The organism is Leifsonia sp. Leaf264, assembly GCF_001422325.1.
Classification (GTDB): Bacteria; Actinomycetota; Actinomycetes; order Actinomycetales; family Microbacteriaceae; genus Orlajensenia.
The window spans coordinates 22,803-35,900 of record NZ_LMMR01000011.1 but is presented as its reverse complement, the minus strand read 5'-3'; the positions used below and the strand labels follow the sequence as shown (position 1 = coordinate 35,900).

Below are 13,098 nucleotides of genomic sequence, written 5' to 3'. Positions count from 1 at the left end.
CCACCTGTCAAGCCCTGTCAGCTTCCGGGCGATGGGCGTTCACTGGAACCATGACCGACACGACCACCCGCGATGAACCGCAGGCCGACACGGGAGCGCAGAGTGACCGCCCCCTTGTCGCCGACCATGAGCCCGCCGACGCCCTCGCGATGGGCAGGCGCATGGTCACCGAGGAGCAACCGACAGGGCCCGACGACGAACACGACCAACGCGGAGAGGTAGACGAACGATGAGCGACGGCACCAACGCCCAGCCGGATGAGAGCCCGGACGACCAGGTCGACTACCAGTTGACGAATCCCGACGACACGGCCGACGAGGTCGACGCCGCTACGGATGACTCGGGCGACAACCTGGCTGACGACGCGTCTGCGGGCACGACGGATGCCGGCGACGGTGCCGAGTGACCCGACGCGTGACATCCAGCGTCTGACGACGCATCTGCCGCGAGCAGGTGCGCGGCGCGATCACCTCCGGGTCAGTGCCGGCTGAGCCGTGCGACGAGTGGTGCGAGCCGCGACGCGAACTCGCCCGGCACCGTCAGGTAGGAGATCCCGGTGCGAGAGCGCAGTCGGTCGAGCGTGTCTGCATCGCGCCCGACGTCGCCCGACAGGAGGGCCACTGATCCCGATCGCCGCAGGGAATCGGGGGTGAGTCCCATCTGCTGTCGGAGCCACGGGGGCAGGTCATCGCCGACTCCGGCTACCGCCAGACTGAGCTCGAGACCTCTGCCCGCGATCGCAGTGACCCTGTCGGTGGTGACGACCAGTCCATCGAGGTCGGTGACCGGCGGGACCGGGAGGGCGAGAGTCGAGGCCGCATCGCCGGCTATGCGCAGCATCCGATCGCCCTGACCCGCCACCACGATCGTCGGCGCCGGATCCACCTGCGCACGCACGGCGGCGATCACCTCGCGTACGCGATCGACCCGATCCCGCGGCGAGCCCCACTCAGCCCCGAGAACTGCGGCGTCCCGCTCCCCCTCGGGGCGGCCCGCTCCGATGCCGAGTTCGAGACGACCGCCCGAGAGTTCCTGCAGGGTCTTCGCCTCGCGAACGACCTCGGCCGGCCTCCGGAGGGGTGCGGACAACACCCACGTGCCCAACCGCAGCGTCGACGTCGTCGTCGCGGCGGCGGTGAGTACGAGGAACGGCGACGGCGTCCACAGTGTGTCCGGTACCAGGAGGGTGGAGTACCCGAGGGCCTCGATCTCGACCGCGGAGTCCGCCCATGCTCGTGCACCTCCACGGACGGACAGGATGGCGCCGAAGCGGAAAGGGCGCGGTGATTCACTCATGACCCCATCCTGCGCGCGTGCAGGCTCCTCCGCATCCGACCTAGGGAGGCGGATGCCTACTCCCGGAGGAGTACGGCAACGGGACTGCTGGCGTTCCACCTGCCGACGCGCACCCCGAGCAGGCGCTTCGTGAGGCCCGGCACGGCGGAACCCCCGACGGTGAAAGCTTCGTCGGGGGTTCGCTGAGGTCGAATGTACTCGGGGTGGGGTCGGTTCTCCTACGGCAGATTCTTCCGGGCCGCGATCAGCGGCGGCTCGGTCGCCTTCCGCAGCGCGCGAGCATCCGTGACGATCCCGCCGATGATGAGAGCGAGCAGGATCGTTCCCACGATGGCCCCGAGCCCGTAGCTGAACAGCGTGACCAATACGACGATCGGGCCGAAAACGGCGATTCCGACGACGACGGCGATGGCCGCGACCATCCACCAGAAGATGCCAGCCGCACCGAGCCGAGTGCGGGTCAACAGGTAGAACAAGCCGACCACCCAGACGAGGATCGGGCCGGGGATCGCGACGATGATGGATGCCAGTCCGATCGCGTCGTCCGGGAAGCCGTTCGCGCGAGGGAACTGGAACAGGCCTTCGGGGGTGTAGCCGCCGAACCTGTCGAACACCCACTGGTTCGTCACGAGGATGAGCGCGCCGACGAGGTAGAAGGCGACGGCGAGAGCAGCGAGGATCCCCGCCACGACGCGAAGCCTCCTCCGCCCGGGCTTCACCTCAGCGGTGGCGGTCGCTCGGCTCGGGTCGATGAAGCCGGCGGGTGCTGTTCCGACCATCTCCGGGTAGCCGATCCAGACGGCAGCGTGGTCGTAGCTGATCTGGCGCTCTCGGGCAGCGTCGATGATCGCCTGCTGGCGTGCTTCGAAATTCACTGCTGCCCCGTCCCCCGGTGTGGCCTCCGACATCGTCCACCCTAGAGCTGAGGGTGGACGCCGTCACGGCACCCGAAGGGGAGCGGCGAGGTTGCACGCATCCGCTGCATCGAACGTGCGACAGCACCCAGCGGATGATCCGCTGCGGAGCGAATGGCGCTATCAGAACGATGGCAGGACCATCCCCAGGAGGCCGACGGGCACCGGCCTGAAGAAAAGAACCCCTGAGAACATAACGTTCATCAGGGGTTTTGGTGGATCTGAGGGGACTCGAACCCCTGACCCCCTGCATGCCATGCAGGTGCGCTACCAGCTGCGCCACAGACCCGTTCTCTTCCGAATTCCTCCGGAAGCAACTTGATTAGATTACTACATTCGCGAGGCGGTGAGAAATCGAGCGGCCTCAGTCGCGCGTGTCGTGCACGGGCAGCTCGAGGGGCACGACGGGGCAGTCCTTCCAGAGGCGCTCGAGGGCGTAGTACTGACGGTCCTCCTGGTGGAAGACGTGTACGACGATGTCGCCGAAGTCGAGAAGGATCCAGCGTCCATCGGAGCGTCCCTCGCGGCGGATGGTCTTCACGCCGGCGGCGAGGAGCTCGTCCTCGACCTCTCCGGCGATGGCGACGACGTTGCGCTCGGAGTTGCCCGTGACGATGAGGAAGGCATCGACGAACGGCAGGGGGCCGGAGGTGTCGAGACCGACGAGGTCTTCACCCGACTTGGAATCGGCCGCGCGTGCGGCGATGTTCAGGAGTTCGATGGCGCGTTCGGTGGCAGGCATGAAGTGGTTCCTTGATGAGATGAGATGCGCTGTCGGCGCATCAGAAGATGCCGGACACGAGTCCGGCGATGATGAGGGCCACGACGCCCACGGCGAGAACGCCCGCAGAGATGGAGAGGATGAAGGGGACGGTCCAGCGGCTCTGCTTCTGCGGGGGCTGGATCACGTCTCGCGTCGAGGTGTGCCCGCTGACGGCCCGTGAAGCACGGATCGGCTGGGCGCCCGTTGCGGGCGCGGCATCCTCGAGCTCGAAGAGTCGATCGATGTCGGAGGAATCGATGCGATCGGGGTGGGCGCCGGTCGAGCCGAGGCTGCGGGGCAGGTCGAACGAACCGGTGACCAGCACCTCGCCGGTCGTGAGGGCGACCGAACCGTCGCCGCTCTGCGGGATCGACGGCAGGATGAGCGCACTCGTGGTGGTGGGCACTCCCCCGGCGGAGACTCCGCCGGCGGCGATGCCACGAGAGAGGAGCTGGTCGAACGACGGCTGCACTCCGGTGACGTCGCGGTCGTCTTCATGGTCGGCTGCGATCGACCAGTGGCCGATCGGCTTCGCCGGCTGCACGTCTTCGACGTGGCCGAAGTCGAAGGGTGAGGTGGCGGGCGGCGCGACCGGAGCCGGCGCGACCGGGGCATCGGCCGGGGGCACGACGATGGCTGCAGCGGGCTGAGCGGCGGGCGCGGACGGCACGACGGGGACGGCGACAGTGGGGGGCACCGAGATCGCCGTCTGCGCGGTCTCCCAGACCGGTCGCGTCTCAGCCTCCGGCTCGGGAGCCGGCGGCGACCAGGTGACACGACGGCCGGTGTCGGATGCCGTCGGCTCGGCCTCGGCCAGGGTTGCAGGGGCCGAGACCACGACCTCCGTGGCCGACTCGGCCGCCGCGGCGGCCTCCTGCTCAGCGAGCATGGCGCGCAACTCGCGACGGGTGAGCGTGCGCAGCGGCGTTCCGTCGCCGTCGACCGCGCCATCGGCAGCATCCTCGGTTGCGGCCTCAGTGGCCGGCACTGCAGGAGGAGCGGTCTCGAGGCCGGCGGAGCCGCCGGGAGCGTAGGAACGCTGACGGAACTCTGGAGTGGGAGATGCCGGGGTCGTGAACGAGGGCGCTTCGTCTGGCGCCACCTGCGCTGGTGCCTGCGGCGGAGCGCTGGTGAGGCTTCCGGCTGCGAAGGATGATCCGGCGTAGTTCGGAGCTGCGGGGCGTGCGGCGAGGACCGCGTCGTAGTCGCTCTTCTCGGCGCGGGCACCGTCGCCGTTGCTGACCGTGTCGATGGATCCCGTGTAGGGAGTGACGAGCTGGGGGGTCTCCCCGCCCGGGGTCGGCTCGGTGGTGACCGCGCGGCGAGTCAGAGGGCTCGGCGAAGCTGCGCTCTCCTGCGAACGCTCCGCTTCACGCGCCTGTCTGCGCGTCAGTGGCGGTTGATCCTGCCACGTCGTCATGCCGCACTCCGATACAGATGGTGCTTCGAGATGTACTGGACCACGCCGTCGGGTACCAGATACCAGACCGGGTAGCCCCGGTTCACACGTTCCCTGCAGGCGGTCGAGGAGATCGCAAGTGCGGGAACCTCCAACAAGCTTACGTCGGCCTGTGGCAATCCAGAAATGCTCAGATCGTGTCCCGGACGACTCACAGCGACGAAGTGAGCCAGTTCCCAGAGCTCGTGCACGTTCTTCCAGGTGAGGATCTGCGCGATGGCGTCAGCTCCGGTGATGAAGAACAGCTCGGCCTCCGGACGCGCTGCACGGATGTCACGCAGCGTGTCGATCGTGTACGTCGGGCCCGTGCGATCGATGTCGACTCGACTGACCGTGAACCGCGGATTGGAGGCCGTGGCGATCACCGTCATCAGGTAGCGGTGCTCCCCCGTCGAGACGGCGGCCTTCTGCCATGGCTGACCCGTCGGGACGAACACGACCTCATCGAGGTCGAACGACTGCGCCACCTCGCTCGCGGCGACGAGGTGCCCGTGATGGATGGGGTCGAAGGTGCCACCCATGACGCCCACCCGGCGCCGGCGCGAGGACTCTCCCATGAGTCGGCTTCAGCCGATTCCGGTCAGTGCCCGCCGCCGTGAGCATCGTGGCCGCCACCGTGGGCCGCGGCGTACGCCTCTGCCTTCACAGCGTGACGGTTGGCCACGTCGCGGAAGCTCCAGACCACGAAACCGAGGGCGGCGAAGATGACGAGCGCGATGGCGCCGAAGATGATCGTCGGGAAGCTGGTCGATGCTGCTTCCGTCTCAGTCAGAACTGTGGTCAGGAACGTCATGTGTTTCTCCATTCGCGGCGGTATCGGCCTTTTCGCCCCTCCGAGAGTTTAGTACCGCTAACCGCGCACCTGGCCATCGCCACGCACGATCCACTTGGTGCTGGTGAGCTCGATGAGCCCCATCGGACCCCGCGCGTGCAGTTTCTGGGTCGAGATGCCCACCTCGGCGCCGAAGCCGAACTCGCCGCCGTCCGTGAAACGCGTCGACGCGTTCACCATGACGGCCGCAGAATCGACCTCGTTCAGGAAGCGCTCCGCATTGCGCAGATCGTTCGTGATGATCGACTCGGTGTGCTTCGTCGAATAGCGACGGATGTGCCGGATGGCGTCGTCGAGCGAGTCGACCACGCCGACCGTCACGTCGAGGCTCATGTACTCGGTGCCCCAGTCCTCGGCCGTAGCTGGTGCAGCCGTCGGCCAGATGGCCCTGGTGCGTTCGTCGCCATGGACTGTGACTCCGGATGCCGCGAGCCGGTCGAGCACGGCCGGCAGCAGTCGCTCGGCGGCATCCGCGTGGACGAGCACGGTCTCCACGGCGTTGCAGACACTCGGACGCTGGGTCTTCGCGTTGTGCACGATGTCAACGGCCCAGTCGCGCGTCGCGCTCTCGTCGAGGAAAATGTGCACGACGCCGGCGCCGGTCTCGATGACAGGGACCTTCGACTCGGCGACGACGGTGTTGATCAGGTCGGCGCTGCCGCGCGGGATGAGTACGTCGACGAATCCGCGAGCCTGCATGAGCGCGCGAGCCCCGTCGCGGCCGAAGTCGTCGATGGTCTGCACGGCGGTGCGCGGCAGCCCGACGGACTCCAGGGCGTCCTGGATCAGGCCGACCAGGGCGCGATTGCTGTTCTCAGCGGCCGAGCCGCCGCGCAGCACGACGGCGTTGCCGCTCTTGAGGGCGAGGGCGGCGATGTCGACGGTGACGTTGGGCCTGGCCTCGTAGATGACTCCGACAACGCCGAAAGGCACCCGCACCTGCGAGATGCGCACGCCGTTCGGCAGGGTGCTGCCGCGCACCACCTCCCCGACGGGGTCGGTGAGTCCGGCGATCTGCTCCACGGAGGTGGCCAGCGCCTCCACCCGATTGCCGTCGAGCGCGAGTCGGTCGAGCAGGCCGGAGGACATGGCGGCCGCTCGGCCGTTGTCGAGGTCGAGCGAATTGGCCGCGATGACGTCGTGGACGGCTCCGCGCAGGTGCGCGGCGACCGCGAGAAGGGCGTCGTTCCGCTGGGCCGTGGTCGCGACGGCCAAGGCGAACGACGCCGTGCGGGCGTCCTCCAGGCGCGCCTCGAATCCGGGGAGGGCGGCATCCGTTTCAGGCATGGATCCAGCCTAGGGCAGCCCTGCAGACGTTACGCCGCGGGCGAGAACCAGGTGCCGACGTCGGCTCCGGTGAGGGCTTCGTTCACGAGGGCCGTCGAGGTGACGAGCACGGCAGTGCCCGATTCCGCGGCGAGGCGAGCAGCCGACGCCTTGGTCGAGGCTCCCCCGGTGCCGACGCTGTTGACAGTCGTCGAGCCGAAGACGACCCCGTCGAGGAGATCCCCGAACGGCACGTTCACTATGCGCTCGGCTCCCGGCTCCTGCGGAGGCTTGGTGTAAAGCGAGTCGACGTCGCTCAGCAGGACGAGCAGGTCGGCGTCGAGAAGCTGCGCCACCAGGGCCGCCAGCCTGTCGTTGTCGCCGAAGCGGATCTCGTGGGTCGCGACGGTGTCGTTCTCGTTCACGATCGGCAGGATGCGCAGGTCGAGCAGGCGCGCCATCGCGCGCTGGGCGTTGGAGCGGTGCGTCGGGTTCTCGAGGTCGTTGGCCGTCAGCAGCACCTGACCGGCGACGATGTCGTAGCGGTCGAGGCTGTCCTGGTAGCGGAAGATCAGCAGGTTCTGGCCGACGGATGCCGCAGCCTGCTGGGTGGCGAGATCCGAGGGTCGCTCCTCGAGCTGCAGGTAGGGCATGCCCGTGGCGATGGCGCCGGACGAGACCAGCACGATCTCCACACCACGCCCGTGCGCGGCGGCGAGGGCATCGACGAGCGGTGGGATCTGTCCGGCGTTGTCGCCGCTGATCGACGACGAACCGACCTTCACGATGACGCGCTTGGCGCGCTCGATGTCCGTTCGCTCGCTGATCCTCACCGTTCCTCGGTCTCCATCTCAGTTCCGTCGGTGTGGTCGCTGTCCTTCCAGAGACCGGCCTCGCGCTCGCGCTCGAGCTCGGCACGAGCCTCGGCCTTGGCGTCCATGCGCTCGAAGTAGGTGCTGCGACGCTCGTCGCTGGTGCGGCGGCGGGCTCCGTCGAGACGGGCATCGGTTCCCCGGGGAGCGGTGATGAGTTCGGCCGTCGAGGTGAGCGTGGGCTCCCAGTCGAAGATGATGCCCTCGCCCTTGCCGATGACGACGGTCGAGCCTGCAACGGCGCCGGCCTTGAACAGACGCTCTTCGACGCCCAGCTTGGCGAGGCGGTCGGCGAGGAAGCCGACGGCCTCGTCGTTGGCGAAGTCGGTCTGGGCGACCCACCGCTCGGGCTTGACGCCGAGGATGCGGTAGATGTCGCCGTACGAGCCGCCTTCGACCTTGACGGTGTAGTCCTGCTCGTTGACGGCGCTCGGGCGCAGCACGATGCGCTCCCGTGCGGGCTCGGCTGCGATCTCGGCGCGGCCCTGCTCGACGAGCTCGGCCAGTGCGAAGCTCAGCTGGCGCAGGCCTTCGTGGCTGACCGTGGAGATCTCGAAGACGCGGTAGCCGCGCTCCTCGAGGTCGGCCTTGACGAAGTCGGCGAGCTCACGGCCCTCGGGCACGTCGATCTTGTTGAGGGCGATGAGCTGCGGGCGCTCCAAGAGCGGCTTCTGTCCTTCGGGAACCGGGTAGGCGGCGAGCTCGGCGAGGATGATGTCGAGGTCGCTGATCGGGTCGCGGCCGGGCTCGAGCGTGGCGCAGTCGAGCACGTGCAGCAGCGCGGTGCAGCGCTCCACGTGGCGCAGGAACTCGAGGCCGAGTCCCTTGCCCTCGCTGGCGCCCTCGATGAGGCCGGGAACGTCGGCGATGGTGTACCGCACCTCGCCTGCCTGGACGACGCCGAGGTTGGGGTGCAACGTGGTGAACGGGTAGTCGGCGATCTTGGGCCGCGCGGCTGACAGGGCGGCAACGAGGCTGGACTTGCCGGCCGACGGGTAGCCGACGAGGGCGACATCAGCGACGGTCTTGAGTTCGAGGACGACGTCGCCCTCGTAGCCCGGGATGCCGAGGAGGGCGAAGCCGGGCGCCTTGCGCTTCGTGGTCGAGAGGGCGGCGTTGCCGAGCCCGCCCTGGCCGCCTGGCGCGGCGATGAAGCGCATGCCGGGCTCGCTCATGTCGGCGAGTTCGTTGCCCTCTCGGTCCTTGACGACGGTGCCCAGCGGCACGGGAAGCTCGAGGTCGCCGCCGTTGCCGCCAGCGCGGTGGTCGCCCATGCCGGGGCCGCCGTTGTCGCTCGAGCGGTGCGGAGCACGGTGGTACCCCAGCAGCGTGGTCGTCTGCGGGTCGGCGACGAGGATGATGTCGCCGCCGTGGCCGCCGTTGCCGCCGTCGGGGCCGGCGAGGGGCTTGAACTTCTCACGACGGACGGAGACGCATCCGTTGCCCCCATGACCGGCACGCAGGTGGAGCGTGACGTTGTCGACGAAGGTGGTCATGCGGGGTTCTCCTGAACATCGGGTGCACATGCCCGGGGTGGACGTGCGCTGGAAAGACGGAAGGGCGAGCCGAAGCCCGCCCTCGCGTCCATCGAATCGTGCGGTGCCTACTCGGCGGCCGCCACGATGTTGACGACCTTGCGGCCGCCCTTCTGGCCGAACTCGACCGAACCGGCCGAGAGGGCGAACAGCGTGTCGTCGCCGCCACGGCCGACGTTGGCGCCGGGGTGGAAGTGCGTGCCGCGCTGGCGGACGATGATCTCGCCTGCGCCGACGACCTGGCCGCCGAAGCGCTTCACGCCGAGGCGCTGTGCGTTCGAGTCACGACCGTTGCGGGTGGAGCTTGCGCCCTTTTTGTGTGCCATCTGTCAGTCTCCTCAGGGCTTACTTGATGCCGGTGATCTTGACGCGCGTGAGCTCCTGACGGTGGCCCTGACGCTTCTTGTATCCGGTCTTGTTCTTGAACTTCTGGATGACGATCTTCGGACCGCGGAGGTCGTTGAGGACCTCGGCCGTGACGGTCACCTTCTCGAGCGACTTGGCGTCCGAGGTGATCGAGTCGCCATCGACAAGCAGCACCGGAGCGAGCTCGACGTTGCCGTTCTTGTCAGCCTTGATGCGGTCCATCGTGACGATGGTCCCGACCTCGACCTTTTCCTGGCGGCCACCGGCGCGCACAACTGCGTAAACCACTTTACGTACCTATTCTCTGGGGGGCTCCGAGAAGCCCCGATTCGTTTCACGGTGAAATTCCGCTGGGTTGACCGATCCGAGCCGACCTGGCCAACCAGAAAACCGTGGTGACGGTGAGGACGAAGAATCCAACACACACCAACGGTCGAGTTTAGCCGATGGAACTACCTCGGTCAAACAGGGCCACCCGGCGCGTCGCCCGGTGGTCCGCCTTATGATCACGTACATGACCGTGCTCATCGACCAGCCGATGTGGCCGGCCCACGACACGATCTGGGCCCATCTCGTCAGCGACGCCTCACTCGATGAACTCCACGCCTTCGCTGCCGCGAACGGCATCCCCAGGCGTGGTTTCGACCGAGACCACTACGACGTGCCGCTCGAGCGCCATGAGGCTCTCGTGGCCGCCGGGGCGGTCTTCGTGTCGAATCGCGAGCTGGTCACCCGGCTCCGCGCGAGCGGACTCCGGGTGACTGCCCGCGAACGGCGGGGCTTGTAGGGGGTCCTACTCGCCGCCGCCTGCTGTGACGATGGGCTCGACCGGGGTGGTCGAGAGTCCGGCCGTCGTGACGCGCCGACTGCGGGCACGACCCTGTCCGGGCTGCTTGGGCTGCGGAAGCGAGTCCAGCACGGAGTCGAGCAGGTGCTCGGTCTCGACGGGGTTCGTGCGCTTCGGCTCGCGCACGATCTTCGCCACCGGGATGTCGAGGATCGCGACCGGAGCCTCGGCCGTGACGGGCTTCTCCTGACGGGCACGTCGTGAAGCCGGACGCTTTTCTTCCGGGCGATTCCCAGTTTCGGATGCCGCCGCGGCAGGCGCAGCGACCTCTACCGGAGCCGCCGCTGCGGCCGGCTGCTCGGTGCGTGCCGGCTCGGCTGCGGCATCCGTCGACGGGGTGACGTCGTTCTGCCCCTCGGAGCCGGTCGCCTGGTCGCCTGCTGGGGACTGCTCGCCCTTGCCATGGCGACCACGGCGGCCACGACGGGAGGACTTGCGCTCGCCCGCCGCGTTGTCGGACGTGGACGACGCCTCGACGGCGTCGGCCTGTGCCTGCGCTTCGGCGGGCTCGGCGACGACGGCAGCGACAGCGGCGTCCTTCTCGTGCGGGTGCAGGGTCGACGCCGCGATCATGGCGAGGGCGTGCTTCGCGTCCTCGGTGATGCCGTGGGTGCCGTTGCCCGACTTGGCTGCATCGGTCGGAGCCGAGGACTGTGCTGCAGGAGCCGACTGTGCGCCACCGCGGCGGCGGTTGCCGGAACCGGCGATGGCCGGCTGGGGGGTCTGCTGCTGCTGGCGGTGACGCACGACGGGGTCGTGGTGCACGATGATGCCGCGGCCGGCGCAGACCTCGCAGTTCTCGCTGAACGACTCGAGCAGGCCGAGGCCCAGCTTCTTGCGCGTCATCTGCACGAGGCCGAGCGAGGTGACCTCGGCGACCTGGTGCTTGGTGCGGTCGCGGCTGAGGCACTCGACGAGACGACGCAGCACGAGGTCGCGGTTCGACTCGAGCACCATGTCGATGAAGTCGACGACGATGATGCCGCCGATGTCGCGCAGCCGGAGCTGACGCACGATCTCCTCCGCGGCCTCGAGGTTGTTCTTGGTGACGGTCTCCTCGAGGTTTCCGCCCGAGCCGACGAACTTGCCGGTGTTGACGTCGACGACGGTCATCGCCTCGGTGCGGTCGATGACCAGCGAGCCTCCGGAGGGCAGCCAGACCTTGCGGTCGAGGGCCTTCTCGATCTGCTCCGACACGCGGAACTCGTCGAAGGCGTCCTTCTCGCCCGTGTAGGTCTCGACACGCTCGACCAGGTCGGGGGCGACAGCACGCAGGTAGGCCTCGATGGTCTCCTGCGCCTCGTCACCGGCGATGACCATCTTCTGGAAGTCCTCGTTGAAGACGTCGCGCACGATCTTGATGAGCAGGTCGGGCTCGGAGTGCAGCAGAGCCGGCGCCTGCACGGTCTCGAGCTGCTTGGAGATCGACGCCCACTGCTCGATGAGGCGGTTGACGTCGAGCGTCAACTGCTCCTCGGTCGCACCCTCGGCTGCAGTGCGCACGATGACGCCCTGGTTGTCCGGGAGGACCTCCTTGAGGATCTTCTTGAGGCGCGCGCGCTCGGTGTCGGGGAGCTTGCGGCTGATGCCGTTCATCGACCCGTTGGGCACGTAGACGAGGTATCGGCCGGGCAGCGAGATCTGGCTGGTCAGGCGGGCACCCTTGTGGCCGACGGGGTCCTTCGTGACCTGCACGAGCACCTTGTCGCCGGGCTTGAGCGCGAGCTCGATGCGGCGGGGCTGGTTGCCGCCGGGGTTCTCCGCCGCGGCGGCCTCCCAGTCGACCTCGCCGGAGTACAGCACGGCGTTGCGGCCGCGTCCGATGTCGACGAACGCCGCCTCCATGCTGGGCAGCACGTTCTGCACACGGCCGAAGTACACATTCCCGATGAGGGATGCGTCCTGGTTGCGCGCGACGTAGTGCTCCACGAGAACGCCGTCCTCGAGCACGCCGATCTGGATGCGGGCGCTCTTGGAACGCACGACCATGGTGCGATCGACCGACTCGCGGCGGGCGAGGAACTCGGCCTCGGTGATGACGGCCCGACGACGACCGGCATCGCGGCCGTCACGGCGGCGCTGCTTCTTGGCCTCGAGGCGGGTGGAACCCTTGATGCGCTGCGGCTCGGTGATGAGCTCGGGCTGACGCGGGGTGCGCACCTTGACGACGGTGTTGCTGGGGTCGTCCGACCCGCCGCGGTTCTCGTCGCCGCTGCGACGACGCGCCCGACGACGCACCGTCGACTCCGACTCCTCGAAGTCGTCGTCGCGGTCGTCGCGCTCGGGGCGTCCGCCGCGCGATGGGCGAGGCGGAAGCGCCGCGATCTCGGGCGCGTGGAAGATGAGCGACGTCGTGGTCAGAGCCGCCGGGAAGAGCGTCAGGGCGACGGATGCCTCGACCTCAGGCTGGTGCTCGGCGGCGGCGGCCTCCTCGGCATCGGCCTCCGCGGCCGGGGCGTCGGGCGTCGGCGCGTCGGCCACGACCGATGCGGGGACGGACTCCGTCACCGCGGCGACGGGCGCCTCGACTGGGGCGGCCGGAGCCGCCGACTGGGCGGCATCCGTTCCGGCCGTCGTGGGCTCGGCTGACGCCTGCTCCGCCTTCTTCTGGCTCTTGCGAGCCCCGAAGATGCGCGTGCGCTTGCGTCCGCCGGTCTCCCCGACATTCTTCGTCGGGTCGGTGTTCTCGTTGTTCTCCACCATTGCTGGGGCACTCCTCGACCGGTGCGACTGGCCGCGCCATCCGCGTTCCGGGTACTCTCTCACGCGAGTCTCCGCCGGTGCGGAATCTCGCTAATCCTCTGTCGTCTGCAGCCGGCACACTGGCTCTGGCTGCCACTTCTCTCGGTCTGGGACCGAATGTCCGGGTGCACTGCACCCATCAAGCCTTCTTTGGCGTCGGACTGAGCGCGGCTCAGTCGACACTCACGATTATCGCACGCCTTCAC

General features: G+C 68.4%; 15 protein-coding genes and 1 tRNA gene. 3 read left to right on the top strand and 13 right to left on the bottom strand.

All coding sequences use genetic code 11. The features are described 5' to 3' along the window. The first annotated feature begins 50 nt into the window (after positions 1–50). On the top strand, positions 51–233 hold the full coding sequence (locus ASF30_RS21805; protein WP_055911706.1) for a hypothetical protein: 183 nt from the start codon (positions 51–53) through the stop codon (positions 231–233). Beyond that, positions 230–406: a hypothetical protein gene (locus ASF30_RS22950; RefSeq protein ID WP_157497575.1), complete on the top strand. Its 177-nt coding sequence runs from the start codon at positions 230–232 to the stop codon at positions 404–406. Before ASF30_RS21805 ends, ASF30_RS22950 begins: the two co-directional genes overlap by 4 nt. Positions 407–477: 71 nt before the next feature. Here ASF30_RS22950 and ASF30_RS21800 read toward each other — a convergent pair whose 3' ends face one another. From ASF30_RS21800 to rplU, 12 genes are all read right to left on the bottom strand, one after another. Next, positions 478–1,296 carry an LLM class flavin-dependent oxidoreductase gene (locus ASF30_RS21800; RefSeq protein ID WP_055911703.1) on the bottom strand — a complete coding sequence of 273 codons (819 nt, stop codon included), beginning with the start codon at positions 1,294–1,296 and terminating at the stop codon, positions 478–480. A 218-nt stretch (positions 1,297–1,514) separates the two neighbouring features. After that, positions 1,515–2,171: a hypothetical protein gene (locus ASF30_RS21795; RefSeq protein WP_055911700.1), complete on the bottom strand. Its 657-nt coding sequence runs from the start codon at positions 2,169–2,171 to the stop codon at positions 1,515–1,517. Between the two features lie 252 nt (positions 2,172–2,423). Then, positions 2,424–2,499 (bottom strand) — tRNA-Ala (locus ASF30_RS21790). Between the two features lie 75 nt (positions 2,500–2,574). After that, positions 2,575–2,952, bottom strand: a complete 378-nt coding sequence (gene rsfS, locus ASF30_RS21785; protein WP_055911696.1) for a ribosome silencing factor — start codon at positions 2,950–2,952, stop codon at positions 2,575–2,577. Positions 2,953–2,992: 40 nt separating this feature from the next. Beyond that, positions 2,993–4,393, bottom strand: a complete 1,401-nt coding sequence (locus tag ASF30_RS21780; RefSeq protein WP_055911693.1) for a hypothetical protein — start codon at positions 4,391–4,393, stop codon at positions 2,993–2,995. Then, positions 4,390–4,989, bottom strand: coding sequence for a nicotinate-nucleotide adenylyltransferase (gene nadD, locus ASF30_RS21775; protein WP_055911690.1), 600 nt, complete (start codon positions 4,987–4,989; stop codon positions 4,390–4,392). Before nadD ends, ASF30_RS21780 begins: the two co-directional genes overlap by 4 nt. A 23-nt stretch (positions 4,990–5,012) precedes the next feature. Continuing rightward, positions 5,013–5,225 (bottom strand): hypothetical protein, encoded by a 213-nt coding sequence (locus tag ASF30_RS21770; protein WP_055911687.1) that lies wholly within the window; start codon positions 5,223–5,225, stop codon positions 5,013–5,015. Positions 5,226–5,282: 57 nt separating this feature from the next. Then, positions 5,283–6,551, bottom strand: a complete 1,269-nt coding sequence (locus ASF30_RS21765; protein WP_055911684.1) for a glutamate-5-semialdehyde dehydrogenase — start codon at positions 6,549–6,551, stop codon at positions 5,283–5,285. Between the two features lie 29 nt (positions 6,552–6,580). Next, positions 6,581–7,363, bottom strand: coding sequence for a glutamate 5-kinase (gene proB / locus ASF30_RS21760; RefSeq protein ID WP_055911682.1), 783 nt, complete (start codon positions 7,361–7,363; stop codon positions 6,581–6,583). Further along, positions 7,360–8,898, bottom strand: coding sequence for a GTPase ObgE (gene obgE / locus ASF30_RS21755; RefSeq protein ID WP_055911679.1), 1,539 nt, complete (start codon positions 8,896–8,898; stop codon positions 7,360–7,362). The genes proB and obgE overlap by 4 nt, the downstream gene beginning before the upstream one ends. A gap of 107 nt (positions 8,899–9,005) precedes the next feature. Further along, a complete protein-coding gene (gene rpmA, locus ASF30_RS21750; protein ID WP_055911677.1) occupies positions 9,006–9,263 on the bottom strand; it encodes a 50S ribosomal protein L27 in 258 nt (85 codons plus the stop codon). A 19-nt stretch (positions 9,264–9,282) separates the two neighbouring features. Next, positions 9,283–9,591, bottom strand: a complete 309-nt coding sequence (gene rplU / locus ASF30_RS21745; RefSeq protein WP_056163075.1) for a 50S ribosomal protein L21 — start codon at positions 9,589–9,591, stop codon at positions 9,283–9,285. A gap of 226 nt (positions 9,592–9,817) precedes the next feature. Between rplU and ASF30_RS21740 the strand changes: the two genes are divergently transcribed. Further along, positions 9,818–10,090, top strand: coding sequence for a DUF4031 domain-containing protein (locus ASF30_RS21740; RefSeq protein WP_055911674.1), 273 nt, complete (start codon positions 9,818–9,820; stop codon positions 10,088–10,090). A gap of 6 nt (positions 10,091–10,096) precedes the next feature. Here the strand turns inward: ASF30_RS21740 and ASF30_RS21735 are convergent, their stop codons facing one another. Beyond that, positions 10,097–12,853 carry an Rne/Rng family ribonuclease gene (locus tag ASF30_RS21735; protein WP_082468267.1) on the bottom strand — a complete coding sequence of 919 codons (2,757 nt, stop codon included), beginning with the start codon at positions 12,851–12,853 and terminating at the stop codon, positions 10,097–10,099. Positions 12,854–13,098: the final 245 nt, after the last annotated feature.